Raw genomic sequence first — 19,954 nt, 5'->3', positions numbered from 1 at the left:
TGGCCGTCCGCCGGCCAGAGTCAGCCTCCGGCAGATTCCGGGCCTGAGTGGGAGGGGGTCCCTCGTCGGTCGGGCAGCTTCGCCGTACCAGGGTTCTCCGGGGGCCGCCAAGGCTCACTTCGTGACGCATGCGCTCGGCCTTGGCGGCCCCCGGGGGGCCCAGTTCCACACCCTCACCCGCCCCACCCTTCACCTGGAGGCCGCCGCCCCCGTCTCCGAGCCGGTGCTCGACGAAGCACCCGCCCCCGAATCGACACCTGTGACGACCATCCCGGTCGTCGTCGCCTCCCCAGCCGAAGCACCGCACCCCGCCCCGGCCCCCACCGTCGCCACAACGGCCCGGTCAGCCTCCGACCCGGCCCTGCCTATCGCCCTGCTGGACGCGGCCCGGCGCATCGCGGACACCCACCGCGCCGAGCACGGAACTCCGATCAGCGCCGCCCACCTGGGCACGCGCATGGGCGTCGCCCTGCCGGTGGCCACCGCCGCACTCGCTCAGCTCTGAGCCCCGGCCCTCACCGGCCGCACACCCCTCGCTGAACCCACGCCCGCCCCTGGGCCCGGTTCGTCATGCCCCGAGCAGCACCAACACGCCCACAGATCCGGCTGGTTGCTGCTCGGGGCCACCCACCCGAACAGAAGGGACACGCCCCGAATGGTCACCCTGGACCTGCGCCACGTGGCAAGCCCCGCCGTACGGGACCTGCTCCACCTCGTCAACCACCCCGACTTCGACCGCGCACAGCAGCAGATCGAACACCTCGGCGGCTACACCGAACCCGTCCGCCTGACCGGCCGCACTACCACCGTCGACACCACGACCGGCGAGGTGCTGCGTACCTACGCCTCCTCCGACGAGCCCACGGGCAGCCTGCTCACCGCGTGCGGCAACCGCCGCTCCTCCCGCTGCCCGGCCTGCTCCCGCCTCTACGCCGCCGACACCTACCACCTCATCCGCGCGGGCCTCTCCGGCGGCAAGACCGTTCCCGACACCGTCCGCACCCACCCCCGGGTCTTCGTCACTCTCACTCCGCCGTCCTTCGGCCCCGTTCACAACCGCCTCACCACCCCCGGCGGTGACATCCGGCCGTGCCGCTGCCGCAAGCTCCACGAACCTGACGACGCTCTGATCGGGACGCCGCTGAACCCCGCGACGTACGACTACGCGGGCGCGGTCCTGTTCAACGCCCACGCCTCCGCGCTGTGGGCCCGCTTCACCACCTACCTGCGCCGCGAGATCGCCGCCGGGCTCGGCATGACCCAGAAGGCCGCCCACGCGGTCCTGCGGGTGTCCTTCGCGAAGGTCGCCAAGTACCAGCAGCGCGGCCTGGTCCACTTCCACGCCGTCATCCGGCTCGACGGCCCGGACGGCAACACCACGCCCCCGCCGTCGTACGCCACCGTCGCCGTCCTCACTAGGGCCGTACGCGCCGCCGCAGCGCGGGTCCGTGTCACGGTCGCCTCGGATGCGGTCCAGAGACGCGAACTTGGCTGGGGCGAACAGCTCGACGTATCCGAGATCACGGCCTTCGGCACCGACGCCGAATTCACCGACCAGGCCGTGGCCGCCTACGTGGCCAAGTACGCCACCAAGTCCGCCGACGCCTCCGGCGCCCTCGACCGCGCCCTGTACTGCCGCCGCTGCCAGGGACGCGGCGCCACCCTCCTGCCCCACGGAACCCCGCTCCCGTGCACCGCCTGCGGCGGCACCGCCGTCCACCAGCTCCGCGAGAACACCCACACCCGCTACACCGCCGTCACCCGGCTCTACCTGATCCCCGGCATCGGACGGAAGAAGCTCGCCAAGCTCACCGCCAAAGACGTCCGCACCTGGCTCAACCAGCCCCGCACCACCTGCCAGTGCTGCACCCGCGCCCTCGACGCCGCCCGTGAACACCCCCGCTGCTGCGCCGCCGGAAAGTGCTGCTCCAAGCAGCTCTCGCCCCTGACCCTTGCCTACGTACACTCCGTGCTCAAGTCCGCCCTGGAGCACGCCGTGCGTGAGGAGGAGATCCCGCGCAACGTCGCCCGCAACGTCCGCACCGGTACCCCACGACCCCGGCGCTTCGAACCACTCACCGCCGACGAAGCCCGCCAGTTCCTCTCGACCACGCGCGGACACCGGCTGCACGCACTGTTCGAACTCGCCCTCCACACCGGACTCCGAAAGGGCGAACTCCTCGGCCTGCACTGGGAGGACCTCGACCTCGACGCGGGCACCGCCGCCATCCGCCACACACTCCAGCGCACCAGCACCGGCGGGCTCACCACGCTACCCACCAAAACGCGCGCTTCCGAGCGCCGCATCGCTCTCCCTACCCGCTGCGTCCAGTCGCTGAAGCTCCACCGCGAGCAGCAGGAGCGCGAGCGTGAGGCCGCGGGCACCACGTGGCAGCACGACGCGCACGTGTTCACCACAGTGCAGGGCAGAGCGATCGACCCGACCAACCTCACCCGCACCTTCATCACGATCCTCCGCAGGGCCGGCTTTCGCCGCATCCGCTTCCACGACCTCCGCCACTCCACCGCCACCCTGCTCCTGGAGCAAGGCGTCGAACTCGTGGTGATCAAGGAACTACTCGGCCACGCCCACATCGGCGTCACCGCCACCATCTACGCCCACGTCCGACTCCGCCTCCAGCGAGACGCCATCGACTCCCTCGGACGCGCCCTCGACCACCCCTGACATACGTACGGCAACGGCGGCGGACACCTGGGTGTCCGCCGCCGTTGCCGTCAACTACTGCCGTCAACCCGGCCCGAAGCCCCGTTGCATGAAGCTCTACGCGGCCGAGATATTCACTAACGAGAATCAGGTCTCGGCCAAGGATCGAGTCCCGGATCAGAGTGCAAACAGTTCAGTGGGCGATTCGCGCAGACTGCCAACTCTAGGGAGTCTTCAAAGGTGGAACCAAGCTCCCAAATCCAACCCATGCCAGCAGCAACCACCCTCCCCCCAGCTTCTACGAACACGCTTGAATAACTGAGCCACTCACCGATGGGGAAATAGTCCCCCCCGAGAACGCTCTCCACCTCTGTTGCTAGATCACGCTGCCCTGATCCAGCGGCGATGGGATCGAAATTGTAAGGCTCGTCATTACTGAAGTTCGGGCCGACTGGATTGACCGGCTCGATTGAGAGCCCACCCACCGCCGCGAGGATTTCCTCTGCCAATGGATGGGACCGGTACCCTTCACCCTCCAGCGGCACGACCCATTGACCTGGATCAACCTTCCTTCCTGCGCTCCATCCGGACGCAACAAGCGCCCCAAGTAGATCCTCGCTGAGCGAGTCGAAGCGAATCAGGGACATCAGTTGATCTCCAGGTCTTCCAGCAGTCGGCCACAACGACCGCAGGGGTGAGCCGGTTCACCATGCCCATCCGTATTCGATGTTGGCATGGAGTTGTTCCGCGTCCTTACTGTTCGCATGGTTCCGCCCCTAATGGCCTCGGGCCCCTCTGCCGCCTGCGCCTGAATTAGACAGTGAACCTCTGCGCATCCTCCATGATGCCCTGTCCGTTCGAGCGCATCCGCCAACGGCCCTTCCGCCTGCTGGCCATGCTTATTGCGGCCGTAGTACTTCGCTCCTGAAGGAGACGTGTACTCGGAGGCAAACTTCACCCCAGGTTCGTTGCGAACACTGTCGGCATAGTCGCCCAAGTTGCAGTTGTGAACGAGTACCGGCGTGGCCCCCGCCAGCACATAGTACGTATGCAGATCCGCAACCGTCAGGTTGTACACAGCCGCCGTCTGCGTCCAGCGTGCTACCGACGTGATCTGCACATACGTGCCTGCACCCGTTCGCAGCCGCTGGCCCTGCCGCAGGTCCGTCGCGTCGATCCATTCGTCCAGCTCCGGCACCCAGAAGGGGTGACCGTCCGTCGCCGTGACGGAGGCCTTCCCGTCACCTCGCTCGCCGTCCGTGTCGATCGTGACCTTGACCAGGTTCTTGGCGCCCTTGCCCTTGATCTCCGCCGTGACCGTGCGGACCTTCGTCTTTCCGGTCTTCGGATCCGTGGCAAGGACCTTGTCACCTATGTCGACGTCCCTGATCGACTTTGTACTTCCGTCCGCCATCAGGACCCTGGTACTCGGGGTGAAGCTGTTCGCCGAGCACTTGGCGGCGTCCTCCAGCTTGTCGGCCTTCTTGTCCAAGCTGCGCCACTTGCCGTAACTGTCCTTGAGTTTGTCGAGCAGTCCCCAGACCCGTTTGGCGAGGGCGGCACCCTTCTTCCAGTTCCACAAGTACTTCTTGGCCAGTTGGCCGATCTTCGCGCCGATCGCGCTCACGACGACGTTCAGAATCGTCGCGCCGCAAGAACCGAGGCTGCCCGTGCTGAAACAGTCCAGGGCGTCCGTGATGCCCAGCTCATCCGAGACGATCTTGCCGAGCTCCTTGGCGGCCATGACCGCGAAGCTCTGCTCGACGTTGGCTCTGGACCGCGCGGCCACGGCCCTCCGCTGCGCGGGGGTCTTGTCCAGCTGGTAGTACCTGTAATAGGTCTTGGAGGGCTTGGTTTCCCAGCCGCCGTTGCTCTTCATCCAGCACTGCATGCCCATGAGCCTGCAGTCATCCGGCATCTTTCCCGACGGATCGGCCAACGTCACCGGACTGTTGTTGGCGTACGCGTACCCGTTGATCTGCTGGGGATCAGTGAAATCGATCAGTGGGTCCGCGGAGATGAAACGGCCGTTCGCCGGGTCGTACTCCCTGGCTCCCAGATGAGTCAGACCGGTCGACGCGTCCACCGGCTTGCCGAGGAAGCCCTTGTCGTCGACCCAGGGGTCGGTCACGGTGGAACCACGCTCGTTGCCGAACGGGTCCATGCGGCGCCTGGTGACCGCGCCCGACTTCGCATCCACCGCCGCCAGTGACGTCCCGTGGTGGTCGCCCGCCAGGTACTGCACGCCCTTGGGCGTACGCATCGCGACCGTCTGGCCGGCGAAGCTGTAGTAGCGGGTCGCCTCCACCGCGCGCGTGTCGGTGTTCAGGGCGAGTTCCATGCCCGGCAGATACAGCGTCTGCTTGCCGGGTTCCTTGCGCAGCAGACGCTCGCCGGCTGTGTCGTACAGGAAGGACGTGGCCTCCGAGTCCGGCTTGGACGAACTCGTCAGCCTGCCCTCGGCGTTCCAGGCCAGGTCCTGTGTGGTTCCGTTCAGCACCCGCTGCTTCGTGTTGCCCGCGGCGTCGTAGGCGAAGGTGTCCTGGGACTTGACGGCCGGGCCGCTGCTGCTGGCCGGCGTGTCCGTGACGACCTTGTTGAGGGTGTGCGGGCCACCGTTGCCCTCGGCGTCCATGCCGTACGTGAACGTCCGCGTCACATCGGGCTTGCCGCCCGCCCCGTGCAGGACCTGACTGCTCCGGTTGCCCGACGCGTCGAAGTCGAAGTCCTGCCAGTACGCGCCCGGGCCACCGATGGTCGAAGCGCTCGGGCCGCTCGTGCACGCCTTGTTCTGCTTACCGGTGCCCCTGGCCTCGTCGGAGGCGTTGGCCGTGGCCCAGGCCGACTTCAGTCGCCGCTGCCAGTCGTAGCGGAAGCACTGGACGTCTGCCTGACCACCCGTCGGAGTGTCGGCGACCGAGGTGACATTGCCGGAGGCGTCGTAGGTGTAGTCGGCGTCGTACGTCACCGGGTCGACGCCCGAGACATCCACCGTGGAGTTCGTCAGACGGTCGGTACCGCGCTCGTGCTCGTAGGTGAGCCAGGTCTTCTTGCCGTCCGAGCCACCGACCGTGCCGAGTTCCAGCTGCTGGAGCTGGGATGTCGAAGCGTAGGACGCCAGCCCCACGTACGCTCCCTGCTGCTTTCCGTCGAGGTTCGACAGCAGTTGGGTCGGGCGCTGCAAGTCGTCATAGGTGTAGGTGAGGGTCTCGGGACCGAGACCACCGCCCGCTGGGAGTTGCTGCGACTGCACGGTGCCGTCCGAGTTGTACTCGGTGCTGTACTCATAGGTGCCCTTGAGCTCTTCAGCCACGTCACCGCCCAGCACGATCTTGGTGAGTTCCGGCTGGTAGAACTCGTCCAGGTGGACGTTGAGCGTCGCGGTCTGCACCTTGCCGCCGTCGTACCGATACGTTCCGTACAGCTGCCCCTTGGCCACGTGGTCATAGGTCGTCGCGGTCAGCTGTGTGCCCGTGTCCGGCTCGCCCTCCCACGTGGAGGCCACTCGGCCGAGCACGTCGTACTTCGTGGCCACCGTCTTGTTCCGCGAGTCCGTCGTGGAAAGGAGACGGTCCAAGGTGTCGTACGTGAACGTCGACTTGCCCGTGTCGGGATCCGTGGACGAGGTTTTGCGGCCCCGCTGGTCATAGTCGTAGGACCAGGTGTTGCCGGCCGCGTCCTCGACCGTCTTGAGCTGCCCCGCCGGGGTGTAGCCGTACGACGTGCTCTCGTAATCCGCCGACGTGCCGTAGGGCAGCGGCTTGTCGCCCTTGTAGCGGCGGATCTCCGTCGTCCTGTCCCGGCCATCTGTGATCGTCGTCGTGGGCGGCGTGCCGGCCGGCGGGTCGACGTGGACGCGATCGCCGCCGTAGGAGTAGGTGGTGCGCCACTTCTCCTCGTCGGCGACCTGAACGATCTCGGCCGTCTTGCGCCCGGCACCGTCGTACCGCGTGACGGTCTGGCCGTCCACCTCGCCGGTCGGTTTGAAGATGTCGTCGCCGGGAGGCTTGGTGGCGTAGTAGTCCGAGGCGGTCTCCACGACATTGCCGAGGCCGTCGTAATGCGTGTCGGCGACGATACGGCCGCCGTTGGGGCCCTCCGACTGCTGCTGTCGTGGCCGCAACAGACCGTCGTAGAGCGTGTATTCGACTCCGTAAGTGCCATGTCTCTGGCTCTTCTCGGTCTTGACCACGGTCGGCGCGCTCTTGCGGACCAGGTAGGTGTACTTGATCGATGCGGGCCCGTCCTTCGACCGGTCGGACAGCCAGACATCGGTGACGCGGCCGAGCGCGTCGTGGGCGGTCTCGCTGCGCTTGCCGTTCATATCGACCTGCGCGGCCGGGCTGCCCCAGGACCGGACGTACTCGGTGGAGACCTGCCAGCCGAGCGGATTGGTCTCCGTCTGCTTGGTGGTCAGTCCGTCGGTCTCGGTGTACGCGAACTTCGTCTCGGTGCCCTTGGCGTCCTTCACCTTCAGCGGGCGCCCGAACCGGTCGAAGTCCGTCGTCGCCGACTCCGTGACCGTCTGGTACGTGGCCTTGGTGCCGTCGTGCTTCGACAGCCGCTGCACCTTGGTCACGTCGCCCTTGACCGGGGCCTCGCCCAGGTCCTTGCCGTCGTAGAACGTCAGGTCGTCGGAGATGACCTGCGTCTTGCGGTCCGGCTTGGTCTCGCAGGTGACGGCGACCTTCTCCACCCGGGCGACCAGTTCGTAGAGGTGCTTGGTCTTGTTGTCCGCGAACTCGTTGCGAACGCACTGGTTGTCGGAGGCGTCCCCGATCTTGCCGTAGTCGTCGGTCTCCAGGGCGCGGCCGGTCGCGGAGTCGTAGCGGGTGGTGGCGGCGACCTCCTGCCACTTGCCGCCCTCCAGAGCCGTGTACGTCCTCGTTGTCTGAGGTCTCACGTAGTACGCCTTGCGCGTACCCCAGTCCTTGGTGCGGGTCGCTGTGGCTCGCGACCAGGTGGTGCTGACGTTCTTCGACACGATCTTGTCGGCGGAGTAGCCACCGTTGTAGGTGATCGTCTCCAGCTCCTGGCCGGAGAGCTCCTCGTCGTCGGCGTGCTTGGTGCCGGTCGAGTCCTCGACCTCGCCGCCGAGGCCACGCAGGAAGACATGCTCCGTCCGCTGGTCGGCGGCGCTCACGGTGCCGCCGGACTTGGTGACGCGGACCTTGCCGTAACCACGCCAGTCGCTGTACGTGCGGTACTCGTCCTTGGTGATGCCGTCGGGCTTGGCCTTCTTCCAGCCCGCGCCTCCCAGGTAGTCGTAGTCGCTGACGCTGTTGGGCGCGTCCGTGGTCACGTCGTCCTCGACCACGCGGGCGACCAGGTGCTTGTGGAACCAGTCAGTGATCGGGTCCTCGGCCCCCGGTGGGTTCCACTTGACCGGATAGCACGCTGTCTTCGGTGAGTCGGCCGGCGGCAGATCGTTCGCCTTGCATTCGGCGTCGCGATACAGGACATCCAGCCGTCCGCCGGTGCCGTTGTCGACGCCGGCGAGGCGGAAGCGGTTCATGGCCTGGATCTGGTCGCCGGGTTTGTCGACCCGATTGGGCAGTTGCTGGCCGAGCAGTTCGACGGCGGGCGTGCTCACCGTGCCGGAGCCCGCATGTCCTGTCTGCTTGATGGTGTTGAGCCACAGCGACTTGGAGCTGTCACCGTTGTCCGTGAAGACGTGTCCCAGGGACCAGGAGTCGACATCCGCGTAGCCGTCGCCGTAACGGATCTGCGTCGTGATCTTGCTCAGCTTCTTGCGGGTCCAGAACGTGGGACTGTTCTGCCCCTTGCACTTGGTGCCGGACTTGCAGTTGAGATCCCAGGGGACATCGGGCCAGCGTCCCGCGGTCGAGTCCGTGAGGTCGCCGGGCTCACAGTCCGCCGCCGCGGCCAGGCACCGCTCGTCGGTGTCGAAGATCATGCGGGCGGCAGCCGGAGTGCTGTAGACCTTGCCGTCCTGCTGGCCGTAGTCGATCCGCTTGAGGTATCCGCCGCGGGTGTACGACTTGCCGTTCTCGTCGGTCTTCAGGCCCTGGGTGTAGTAGTTGGTCTCCTTGCCGTAGTAGTACGCCATGGCGTTGTCATGCGGATCCACGACGTAGTCGAGGTTCCAGCGCCAGGCCTGCTTGCAGTGGGCGTCGGCCAGTGTGGCGTTGTAGCAAGGCTCGCCGGCGTCGTCGCCGTAGACGGGAACCGTCCAGGTGGAGCCGGTCTGCTCCTTGCCCGAGGTGTATCCGGGCAGGTTGTCCAGGCCGAAGTAGTACTGAGTGCCGTCGGTCGTGGTGACGCGCCAGTGCTCTCCGTTGTCGTCACTGTTGCTCGCACCGGTCAGCTTCTCGACCTTGCTGTTGTCGTCCCCGCTGATCCGCCACTCACCGGTGTCGTCGTCCTTGATCAACTCACCGGAGCTGCCACCGCCCAGCTGGATGGTGGCGTTGTCGTACGCCCAGCACTGGTCACCGTTGGTCTTGGCATGACCGTCATCGGCACACGGCTTGTACCGCCGCTCGATGAAGCCGGGCTCGTACCCGAAGCCCTGCCCTATCCAGGAACCCTGGTTGTTCGTGGCAGCGGTCTGGCCGTCCACGGACTGGGAGTTGTAGGAGAGCGTGGCTGACGGCACGAGTCCGCCCGGGGCGGGTGGTGTGCGCAGCGGATACGACCAGTTGAACGCACCGGAAGAGTTGGAGACGCTCCACTCGGCGGAGGGCGCGAGCGGGGTGGCGCCGAAGCTGCCCTGGTCCCCGGAGGCGCCGGCGGTCGCGGCGAGCACGGTGGCAGGGCCCGAGGACCGCTCACCGCGGGCCTTCACCGGGACATCGGCACTCAGCGTCGAGGCAGCGGCATCATTGGTGGCGGGCAGCTCACGCGCGGTCGTACAGCTCTTCTTCTCCGGAGAGCTCAGGGCGCACCGCGGGAGTTCCACGAGGCGCAGGCGGGAGCCGTAACCCGCGCCGTACGCATCGGCGAACTTCGAGTAGTCGAGCGTGAGACGCGTCGTGCCGGGCTCGGTCGACTCCTCCGTCTGTTGCGAGCCGCCTGCCCGTGTGCCCTTCCCCACGTCAGCGAGCGTGAGGAGCACTCCGTCGATTCCAGCCGCCTTCGTCTGGTCCCGGCCGGCGACGACGACCTTCACGGACTCGGGAGTCGCCGGTCTGTGTCGGGTGCGTTTCTCGGGCGGACCGACCTTGACGGGCAGGCCTTTCACTGCGACCGGCCGGGTGGGCTCACTGCCGAGGGAGACAGCACCGCTCGCGCCCCTGGGCCAGGAGACCTCGGCCGCCTCCTTCACCCGCGCCTTTTCGGCCGGGTTGGGCCGGCTCTTGCTGGCTTTCAGGTCAGTGCCGGGCACGGGGGCGCCGAGGTCCTCCTGAACGCCCGGGCGGGTACGCCCCTTGTCGTCGGCGGTCGCCTGCGGGACGTACTGGGGCAGGAGCCCCACGGCGAGTGAGACTCCGAGAGCCAGCACGACGTGGCGGCGCAGATGCGGGCGCGTGGACCAGGAGGGCAGGCGGAACCGCTGGGGCGTGGACATGTTTTCTCCGAGTGGCTCAGGAAGGGGTCAGAGGCGTGCGGGGCAGGGCGGGCGGCCTCCGTGGAGTTCCGCCCGCCTCTTGGCGGCTACACCGTGCCGTCCAGATTCGCGCCTGACTTCAGGTTCGCCGCGGCGGCCACCAGCGGTTCGTCCAGCGCGCCCTCGAAGACGCGCACCTCGTCGATCGCCCCGGAGAAGTACTGCGACCCCGAGGCCAGGCCCGCGCGGCCCACCTGCAGACCCGCCGTGGAGAAGTCCCAGTCGTTGGACCACCTCACGACCTGGCCCGTCCACTGACCGTTGACGTACAAGCGGACTTCTTCGAACAGCGCGTTGTAGGAGAGGGCCAGGTGATCGCCCCGTCCCTCGCTGCTGGGCGGGACGGCCGCTGCCTCTGCTTCCGTCACGATCGCGTCAGAGGCGTCCTTCTCGGTCAGCCTGAGCTTCCAGTACTTGCTGTCCTTGTCGAACCGGACCGAGGCCACTGAGCCCTTGGTGCCGGGCAACGAGAACACCGTCTGGGTGGCCGTGGCATCGGGGGAGGCGAGCCTGGCACGTGCCATCACCGTGAAACTCGCCTTGGCCTTCAGCAGTCCCGCCGGACGGCTCGCATAACCGTCCTTGCCGTCCAGGACCAGGTGGCCGTCTCCCCAGACGGGCTCTTCGGCCGACTTGCAGTTCGGATCGAGGACATCGCAGGTGTCGTCCGCCTGATACACGGAGGCACCACCATGCAGGGTCATGTCCGTGCCGTCCGTACGGTCCGGCACCGTCCCGTCGTCCGCCTCGTCCATGTCCCAGTAGGCGCGCTGCAGCGGCGGGATCCCACCGAGACTCTGCGTCTCGGCCGCGGCAAGGACACGGTCGAAGACCTGGACGTCCGCCACGGTCCCCTTGAGATTCGCCGTATAGCCGGCGGGCTCCAGGGCGCGCCCGATCTGCAGGGAACCCGTGGCGTTCCAGGTCGTCGGGCGCTCTTGCACGTCACCCTTCACGAGGGTGCCGTTGACGTACATGCGCATCGTGCCCGAGGAGCCGGCTCTTGCTTCGTCCTTGTCGTAGACGCCGGCCAGGTGCGTCCATTCGCCAGGGACCGCCTTCGGCCCCTGTACCTCCCAGGAGATCGTCGAGTCGATCTCACTGTCGGGCGCCAGGAAGGACCATCGGTGTGCGGCGGCGTCGTACCCGAGCGAGAAGCCCGACTGGGCTGATCCGTCCTGGCTGATCACGCTCATCGACTTCGTCGGCAGCTGGGGCAGCATCACCCAGCCCGCCACCGAGAAGGTCTTGTCCGTGTCGACCACATGCTGGCCCGTGTTGAGGTAGGCACCACTGCTGCCGTCCAGCGTCGCCGCCGTACGCACGGAGCCGTGCGGGCCGTCCTCGCCGAAGGTCACGCCGGGTCCAGCGGTCGCCGCCTGCGTGCCGTCGCCCCCCGCTGCCTGCCCGGAACCCTCGGGATCCGCCAGCGCCCACGAGGATTTCGGGGAGCGCCCCTTGGCCACCCGGAAGCGATAGGACTTGGTGATCTCCCGGTTGTTGCCCGCCCGGTCCTCTGCCTCGACGTACAGGGTCACCGGCCGTTCCCGCTGCGGCATCCAGCGCACGATGGCCGGCCTGCCGGGTGCGCCCGGCGTGATCGTCCGCTCCGCCTCCCCCGTGAACTGGTAGCGGTACTTGACCACGTCGGTTCCTTCGGAGTGCAGCTCGAAGCTGCCGTACTCACCGACGCCCGCATGCCACTTCTCGTCGTTGGGGTACTTCTCCGACTTCACCTCAGGCGCGTCGGGCTTGGTCGAATCGAGAATGAACTCGCAGCGGGTTCCGGATCCCTCGTGGCTCCAGGGCCCCCAGGACTCGCCCGACCCGCCGATGTCGTCGCCGCCGCGCACCCACCAGCCGATCACGGTGTTCTGAGGCAGCGCGAAGGAGCCCGTGCCGTCACCGCGGATGTCTTCGCCCACCTTGTAGGTGAACTCCTCGAATCCGCTGTCACGGCTCCGGTCGGTGTTCGTCTGCTGGTAGCCGGTGGTGACGACGTACTTCTTCTCGTTACCGTTCTTGTCCGTCCAGAAGATCTCGAACTGCGCCCTGACCTTCTCCGTGTTGCCCTTCACGTCGCCGTGGTCCGGGTCCCACACGATCGCGGAAAGCGTCGGCGCCTTCTTCGTGTAGTGCTTGGGCGCTTCCCCGTAGGCGCACTTGCCCCCGGGGTCCATGGACAGCTCGTCCATCTTCGGCTGGTAGGGCGGCCGGTTGTACGTCACCTCCAGTGCCGCGTTGTTGCAGAACCGCTTCCAGGAGACGTACGAATCCTCAGTCGCGGCCTGCAGTCCGAACGTGGTCGTGTCCCACCCGCTGGACGCTGCCTTCTGAACGGTGCCCTTGACGTCGAAGCGCACGTTCTGGTTGGTCGCCGAGCAGGACCCCGTCGGAGTGGTCGGCGACTCGGAAGTGATGTGGTCCTTGCTCGACGGACGGTTGGACCAATTGGTACGCGAGTTGATCGCACTGCCGCCGGAACTGTTCACACGATGCAGCTGCACCGATCGAGCCTCGCTGTTGTACGTGTGCACCAGCGTGATCGCGAACTCTGCCTTGAGGATCCTTTTGCCCTCGAAACTGCCTGTCGGCAGCGCGTAGTACTGACGCTGAACGTCGTTGCTTCCGGTGCAGCGCACGGAGTAGTTCGCCGGACAGCGGCCGACGCCCTTGCCGGACTCGACGCCGTCGTCCGAGTTGGGGAACTTCCAGCCCTCCAGGCCCGGCTTCGCGGACGACACCCACGTCCATGCGGTGCGGCTCTTCGTCCTGGCCACCGGATCGATGATCACCGGATAGCGGGTGCGCTCCCCCCTGAGCAGGCTCAGGTCGGGCTTCAGGGTCATGACGTCGTGCCGCAGGCCGAGGTCGACGTCCGAGATTCGGGCGCCGTCGGCGGGGGCGGCCTGCGCCGCGCCCGGTGCGTCCTTCCGCTGCACGGTGGTCCCGCTGTCACCGCTGGAGTCCCACATGACGGGCTGCGGCGCCTCGAAGACCGTGCCGCCGGTCGCCGGATCCTTGGCCACGAGTCCACCGCCGGACGCCTTGCGTACGGCGAGACCACGAGTGGCGACGGGGAGGTCGATGCCGGCCAGCTTCGGGTTGGCAGCCGCCTTCGCGGTCTTGACGACCAACAAATGCGCGAATCCCTCGGGCTCCGCACGCACGACCAGGTCGACGTCCGGCAGGACCGCGCGGTAGGTAGCCGTTGGGCCCTCTACCTCGGGTGCGGGCAGCCGACCTGGCCAGGACAGGGACAGCGTCCTGCCGTCGCGCACCATCGTGGCGAACGGGCCGTCACCACCGCCGGAGAGCGTCACAGCGGTGGGGGTGGCCCTGGGAGCGAGGGTTCCGTTCGGCCGTTCGATCAGCGTGGTGTCGATGCTCGTCCACTTGTCGCCCTTGAGCGTTCGGACCGGCTGCGCGTACTCCTTGGTGGTGAAGGTGCCGTCCGGATTCGCGAACGTCTGGCCGCGCTCCGTGCGCCGCCCGAGGACTTCGATCCGTTTCCCGGCCTCGTCCGCGCGCCGAACTGCCGCGTCATCGGTGAACTCGGCAGCCGACGCGGCCTTTTGAGGTTCAACCGACGGCTCGGGCGATGCCGCGCTCGCGGCGGGCAGTCCGCCGATTCCGGACGCCAGCACGGAAGCGATCAAGCCGACCGCGACAGCCGCTCTTCGCGCACGCCGTTCTGCCCTGCTCTTCACCATTCCCCCTGATCCCCCAGTGTCTGGACCCACGGTGACGCCGCGGGCCGGGAAGCCACCACGGGCGCCGCTGTGTGCACGGCGCCCGTGTCCGCCTACCTCACGTCCGAGCCGAAGGCCTTGCCCTCGTCCGGGATGCCGTCGGCGCCCGGCTTCAGCGTGCGCACCGAGCCGCTGCCGTCTTCGGTGTGCTTCCACGACATCGCGTACACCAGGCCCTTACGGTCGGCCGGCGTCTTGCTGTAGGGCACCCCGACGTACAGGTCCTTGTACGAGGCCCACAGCCCGAGACCCGCGAAGTCGCGGGCCTGCGCGGTGCCCGGGAGCCCCTTGCCCCGCGTGAGGGCCTTGCCGCCTCCGCCGGAGCGGTCGAGTGCGGACAGGATGTGCACGGCGCCGGCGTTCTCCGCGGTCCCCACCTCCTGGTTGGGAACGCTGACGGCCAGCTTGATCGTCTCGGCGGTACCGACCTCACCAGGAGCGGTGTTGGCGAGGGCGACCCGCTGGCCGAAGAAGTCGGCCGTCGCCGGCCGCTCGTCACCGCCGGACGCCAGACGGTCCATGAAGTTGACTTCGGTGACAGCGCCTGAGGGCTTGATCCGGATGACGGTCACGGCACCCGCGTCCGCGACCGTGCCGATGTTCTCGTTGGGCGTGCCCACCGCCAGCAGCGCGTCGGTCTCGGAAGACGCCCCCGACGGCCGGTACGGAACCATCGACAGCGCCGTGCCGAACCGGTCGTCCTTGGCGGACGCGCCGGACACCAGGGCCGGGTGGTTCTCGTCCACGCCGTCCAGGGCTGTCGGGCGTCCGCCTTCGAGGGCGTGGTCGAACAGCGTCAGGGCCCCCGCGAACGACTCGTCGCCGATGGCCTCTCCGGGCGCTCCGACAGCGACGTAGCGGCTCGTGGCCGCGAGTGAATGACCGAACCGGTCATTGGGCTCAGCCACACCCGGAACATCCGGGTCGTCCTGGTTGACCGTTGTCCTGGTGGAGCCCTGCACGTAGTGGATGCATCCCGCGTCCGAGCGGTCCCCGATGGCCTCACCCGGTACGCCGATGGCCAGGTACGGCTTACCGCCCGATGTGGCGCCGGCCGCCAGGGCGTAGCCGAAGAGGTCGCCCGCCTCAGTGGTGGTGTCACCGTCCAGGCCGGCCTGGGTGTAGCTCTCGACCGTGGACCCCGCGCCCAGGCCCGTCGGCCGGCCGTGGATGACGTAGACCGCTCCGGCGTCGGCTTGCGCCCCCTCGGTGGTGGTGACGTCCTCGTACGGTGCTCCCACCGCCAAGTCGTCGCAGCCGTCCTTGTCCGCGTCGTACACGGCGATCGACGCGCCGAACTTGTCGCCCGTCTCCGGATTGGCGGTCATGCCACTCAGCGCTTGGGAGACCTCGGTGACGCCCTTGTCCCCGCCGAGCACGATGCGGACCAGACCTGCGTTCGCCTTGCCCTGGACGGTGGCTTCGGGATCGGCCACGGCCATGTCGCGAATGCCGTCGCCGTTGAAGTCCGAGCCCACTCCGGCAGTACACGACGCGGCGGTCGCGGACGGCGCGTCCAAAGAGAAGGACGCCGTGGCGGCCACCACCAGGGCCGCCACGGCTCCCCACTTGGTCACCCGCGCACCTCCGCGCAGGTTCTTGTTCAACTCCACAGCCCCACCCCAGAGTCACGGAACATCCACCGGATGTTCACAGCGGGGCGAGTTAATGCTTCATCCCAATAGACCGTCAATATGACCCACGTCACACGCGTTTAACATACGGCTACGTAGGATTACTGAACGTAGCGCCCGAAGGCGCCTACCGGCCACACTTCAATTTCATGGCAACACGGGGGAGCCGGGCCCCTTTTGGGCGGATGTGAGGTTCACAGCGGACTCACAGGCTGCCCGGCAGCGCCGGCTCAACTCCGACGGGACGGCACGTCAGGATGGGTCTACGCGGCGAAAACCGGCCATGCCCCGAGGCGCCGCGCCGCTGGGCGTCACGGAACGCGAGGTGAAAGCCAGGCGAAATCCGTGCAGCCCCTTGGGCGATATGCCCCTCTGAGCATCGGCCACATCGAACACCTACCGACCGACAACGTCTGGCCCTGCGGCTTCACCTGGACCACCCGCGTGAACAACGCTGTGGCGCAATGCAGCACAACGCAGCTAGGCGCTGGCCACATACGAGCCCGCGGCCGCCTCCTTGGCGAACGTCAGGACCGTGAGGCGGTCGTTCACGCGCTCGGTGGCCACCTGCGCGTAGCCGTGCTTGCGGTAGAGCTGGAGGTTCTGTTCGCTGCGGTGGCCGGTGGAGAGCTGGAAGCACTTCGTGACGCCGCCCTCGGCGAGCCGCTGCTCTATCGCGTCGAGCAGTCGGCCGCCCAGGCCGTGGCGCTGCATCCTGGGGTGGACGATGAGCTTACCGACGCGGGCCGTGCCGCCGGCGTCGGCCGTGCCGCGTACGGAGGCCACCACCTCGTCGCGCAGGCGGGCCACCAGGACGGTGCCCGCCGCCATTTCGGCCCGGATGGAGTCGAGGGACTGGGTCAGCGGTTCGATCGAGTAGTCGCCGTAGATCTCGGCCTCGCTCTGGTAGCAGAGGTACTGCAGTTTGAGGATCTGCTCGGCGGTGTCCTGATCATCGGCCGCCGCCACCGAGATGGTCACGCTCATGCCCATGTGTGCATGCCTCCCGCTCACCTGCTCCACCGGTTGTCTACCGCTCCCTTCCCCACGGAGCGGTAGCCGCAACCTCTGTGGTCAGCATTCTGCGCAGGCATCCCAGGCAACGGGAACGTTCTGGCCCCAGACTGCCCTGTGACATTCCCAACTCTCCTGCGATTTCCCGGTAGGTGAGGTCCTCGGGGGACAACAGCGCGGCCATGATGCCGGGGCAGCGGCCGGGGAGCCTGCGCACCGCGGCGTGCAGGGTGCGGCGGCTGTCGGCGGTCAGGGCGCGCTGCTCGGGGCCGCGCTCGGCGTCGTCGGCGGGCTCGCTCGCGTACGCCGCCTCGCGTCGGCCGGCGCGCCGGGTGCGGCGCGCCTCGGACCGGACGGCGCCGCGCAGCCAGAGCGCCGGGTCGGCGGGTGGGCCCTCGGCCGCCAGACGTTCCAACAGGCGGAGCCAGACGGCCTGTTCGAGGTCGCCGGGGTCGGCGCCGGAGCCGAGGGCCTCCGCGGACGCCTCGGCGGCGAGCAGTGGGCGCAGCGCGGGGATGAGCGTGAGCTTGAGGTCGTACGTCATGCCCGGCGGGACGCGGCCGCCGCGGTCCGAGGTTTCCGGAGCGGCCGCTTCTCACCCCAACCGGGGCCGGACGGTCGGCCGTTGACGCGAGTCACCGGCCGGGGCGCCGACGCAACCGTCAGCCGTCAGCCGTCAGCCGTTCGTGAAGTCCGCGGCGGCGAGCAGCGCGGTGTCGCAGTTGTCGGAGAAGACGCCGTCGATGCCCGTCTCGAAGTAGGCCTTGAAGGCACCGAAGGCGTCTCCGTAGGCGTTCGGGTCGGTGCCCTTCCTGAAGTTCGCGGGCAGGAAGGTGTTCTCGTTGCGCATCGTGTACGGGTGCAGGATGAGGTCCGCCGCGTGCGCGTCCTCGACCAGGGTGGTCGGGGTGCCGAGGCTGCCGTCGGCCTTCCTCGGGATGACGAGGTCGAGGGCGGGGCCGATGCCCTGGGCGAAGGAGGCCAGCCAGCGCAGGCCCTTGGGCGTGATCAGGTCGGCGACGGTGCGCGGGTCGCCCGCCTCGACGCAGTCCCAGGGGCGGGAGTCCGCGGTGGAGAGCAGCACGACGCGGGGGCCCGCGACCAGCTCGGCCAGGCGCTGGATGCTGGACGGCTCGAAGGACTGCAGGAAGGTCGGCGAGTTCTTCTTGTGCCTGCCGTAGCGGCGGAGCAGCTTGGCGAGCGGCTCCTCGAGGCCGAGGCCCAGCTTGCGGAAGTACGTGGGGTGCTTGGTCTCGATGTGCAGCCAGACCGGCTTGCCGCGCTTGCGGCCCTCCTTCTCCGCCCACCGCAGCACCTCTTCGAGGGTGGGGACCTCCCAGCGGCCGTCGTAGAGGGTGTTGCGCTGGCGGGTGCCCGGGATGCGCTCCTTGGCGCGCAGCGTCTTCAGCTCGGCGAGCGTGAAGTCCTCGGTGAACCAGCCGGTGAGCTTGGCGCCGTCCACGGTCTTCGTGGTCTTGCGGGACGCGAACTCGGGGTGCGCCGACACGTTCGTCGTCGCGGTGATGTCGTTCTCGTGACGGCACACGAGGTGGCCGTCCTTGGTGGGCACGACGTCCTGCTCGATGACGTGCGCGCCCATGTCCAGGGCCAGTTGGTACGAGCCGAGCGTGTGCTCGGGACGGTAGCCGCTGGTGCCCCGGTGCGCGACGATCGTGGGCACGGGCAGGCTCCGGTATCCGCCGTGGCCGTGTCCGTGCCCGCCGCCGTGCCGCTCACCGGCTCTTGCCACGCCGGGCACTCCCGCCACGGCCGTGCCCGCGCCGAGGACCGCGGCCCCCAGCACCGCCCGCCGCCCCGGGCTCGTTCCCGGCTGCTGCTGACCCGACTCCTGCGTCGCCATTGGCGCTCCTCCCGATGTACCGCTGCCTTGCACCTGACAAAGTGGGACTGATCGTAGGTGGCCGCGAGTGACGTGTGGGAGACCTCCGACGGAACGGCGGGATGACGCGGCGTGGCGAGTGGGCGGACGGTGGGCGCACCATGGAGGTGGCGGCCCCGCGCCGGCGGCGGCCGTCACGCGGAGCGACGGCCGCGCGTGAGAAGAACCACTGGTTCGGGCCACAACGACACCGTGGGGATGCGGGCGTCGCAAAGGAGACGGCTCAGGGCAAGACACCGCAAAATCAGGTCAACACTGCGTATTGAGTGCATGTACCCGATGTGCAAACGGCGGTGGCCCACGAGTACCGTACTCACCTGCACTTACTCGCCGTCGACCCGTTGACACCGGAGGGCCTGTTGTCCCGTCTAGCGCTCATCAAGGCAGTGCTCGGACCGATCTTGCGCCTGATGTTCCGCCCCCGGGTAGAAGGCGCCGAGAACATTCCGGGCACCGGACCGGTGATCCTGGCCGGAAACCACCTCACCTTCATCGACTCGATGATCCTGCCGCTGGTGACCAAGCGTCCGGTGTTCTTCATCGGCAAGGACGAGTACGTCACCGGCAAGGGCCTCAAGGGCCGCCTCATGGCGTGGTTCTTCACCGGCGTCGGCATGATCCCGGTGGACCGTGACGGCGGGCGCGGCGGTGTGGCCGCGCTGATGACCGGTCGGCGCATTCTCGACGACGGCAATGTCTTCGGCATCTACCCCGAGGGCACGCGTTCGCCCGACGGGCGGCTGTACCGGGGCCGTACGGGGATCGCCCGGCTCACCCTGATGACCGGCGCGCCCGTCGTCCCCTTCGCGATGATCGGCACGGACAAGCTCCAGCCGGGCGGCAAGGGGCTCCCCCGTCCGGGGAAGGTGACGGTCCGCTTCGGCGAGGCGATGGAGTTCTCGCGGTACGACGGCATGGACCGTGACCGGTATGTGCTGCGGGCGGTGACGGACTCCGTGATGACGGAGGTCATGCTGTTGTCGGGGCAGGAGTACGTGGACATGTACGCCACCAAGGCGAAGGCGGCTTAGCCGTCAGGGGGGGCGGTTTTACGGTGCGTCCGTCCGCGCCGGGGCTGGGGTTCTTTTCCCGGCGTCGGGGCGGACGTTCTCGTTTCGCGTGCGGGTGCGGGGTGCGGGTGCGCTGTGGCTGGTCGCGCAGTTCCCCGCGCCCCTAGAAAGCACCTCCCGCGCCGCCGGACGTGAGGCCTGGTCAGACGGCGTACCCGCCACGGCCGGTTCTTCGCCTGCGGGCCGGATTCGGCTGGTCGCGCAGTTCCCCGCGCCCCCAGGAAGCACCTCCCGCGCCGCCGGACGTGAGGCCGGGTCAGACGGCGTACCCGCCACGGCCGGTTCTTCGCCTGCGGGCCGGATTCGGCTGGTCGCGCAGTTCCCCGCGCCCCCAGGAAGCACCTCCCGC

At 68.2% G+C, this 19,954-nt stretch carries 9 protein-coding genes and 2 pseudogenes; 4 read left to right on the top strand and 7 right to left on the bottom strand.

Translation table 11 applies throughout. The annotated features are described in order from the left end of the window. Positions 1-121: 121 nt before the first annotated feature. The 3 genes and pseudogenes from AC07DI_RS34230 to AC07DI_RS34220 form a co-directional block, all read left to right on the top strand. On the top strand, positions 122-505 hold the full coding sequence (locus tag AC07DI_RS34230; protein WP_478908533.1) for a hypothetical protein: 384 nt from the start codon (positions 122-124) through the stop codon (positions 503-505). Between the two features lie 150 nt (positions 506-655). Further along, positions 656-1,711: pseudogene (locus AC07DI_RS34225) on the top strand (replication initiator); the annotation flags it as partial. Next, positions 1,712-2,686 (top strand): annotated as a pseudogene (locus tag AC07DI_RS34220) (tyrosine-type recombinase/integrase); the annotation flags it as partial. A 116-nt stretch (positions 2,687-2,802) separates the two neighbouring features. Here the strand turns inward: AC07DI_RS34220 and AC07DI_RS34215 are convergent. From AC07DI_RS34215 to AC07DI_RS34185, 7 genes are all read right to left on the bottom strand, one after another. After that, a complete protein-coding gene (locus AC07DI_RS34215) occupies positions 2,803-3,312 on the bottom strand; it encodes an SUKH-3 domain-containing protein (RefSeq protein ID WP_478908531.1) in 510 nt (169 codons plus the stop codon). Beyond that, positions 3,312-10,196 carry a polymorphic toxin-type HINT domain-containing protein gene (locus AC07DI_RS34210; protein ID WP_478908529.1) on the bottom strand — a complete coding sequence of 2,295 codons (6,885 nt, stop codon included), beginning with the start codon at positions 10,194-10,196 and terminating at the stop codon, positions 3,312-3,314. The genes AC07DI_RS34215 and AC07DI_RS34210 overlap by 1 nt, the downstream gene beginning before the upstream one ends. Before the next feature lie 86 nt (positions 10,197-10,282). After that, positions 10,283-13,882, bottom strand: a complete 3,600-nt coding sequence (locus tag AC07DI_RS34205; protein WP_478908527.1) for a LamG-like jellyroll fold domain-containing protein — start codon at positions 13,880-13,882, stop codon at positions 10,283-10,285. Positions 13,883-14,040: 158 nt separating this feature from the next. After that, on the bottom strand, positions 14,041-15,600 hold the full coding sequence (locus AC07DI_RS34200) for a VCBS repeat-containing protein (protein WP_478908525.1): 1,560 nt from the start codon (positions 15,598-15,600) through the stop codon (positions 14,041-14,043). Positions 15,601-16,101: 501 nt separating this feature from the next. Continuing rightward, complete coding sequence (locus tag AC07DI_RS34195) at positions 16,102-16,614, bottom strand: GNAT family N-acetyltransferase (protein WP_384262857.1); 513 nt, start codon at positions 16,612-16,614, stop codon at positions 16,102-16,104. Between the two features lie 37 nt (positions 16,615-16,651). Beyond that, positions 16,652-17,179: a sigma-70 family RNA polymerase sigma factor gene (locus tag AC07DI_RS34190; protein WP_384262854.1), complete on the bottom strand. Its 528-nt coding sequence runs from the start codon at positions 17,177-17,179 to the stop codon at positions 16,652-16,654. 132 nt (positions 17,180-17,311) lie between these two features. After that, positions 17,312-18,496 carry a glycerophosphodiester phosphodiesterase gene (locus tag AC07DI_RS34185; RefSeq protein WP_478908522.1) on the bottom strand — a complete coding sequence of 395 codons (1,185 nt, stop codon included), beginning with the start codon at positions 18,494-18,496 and terminating at the stop codon, positions 17,312-17,314. A gap of 449 nt (positions 18,497-18,945) precedes the next feature. Between AC07DI_RS34185 and AC07DI_RS34180 the strand changes: the two genes are divergently transcribed. After that, positions 18,946-19,566, top strand: a complete 621-nt coding sequence (locus tag AC07DI_RS34180) for a lysophospholipid acyltransferase family protein (protein WP_384262849.1) — start codon at positions 18,946-18,948, stop codon at positions 19,564-19,566. The last annotated feature ends 388 nt before the right edge of the window (positions 19,567-19,954 follow it).

The organism is Streptomyces sp. NPDC044106, from assembly GCF_056433985.1.
The sequence above is the reverse complement of the archived record's forward strand: the minus strand, read 5'-3'. Positions and strand labels throughout refer to the sequence as shown.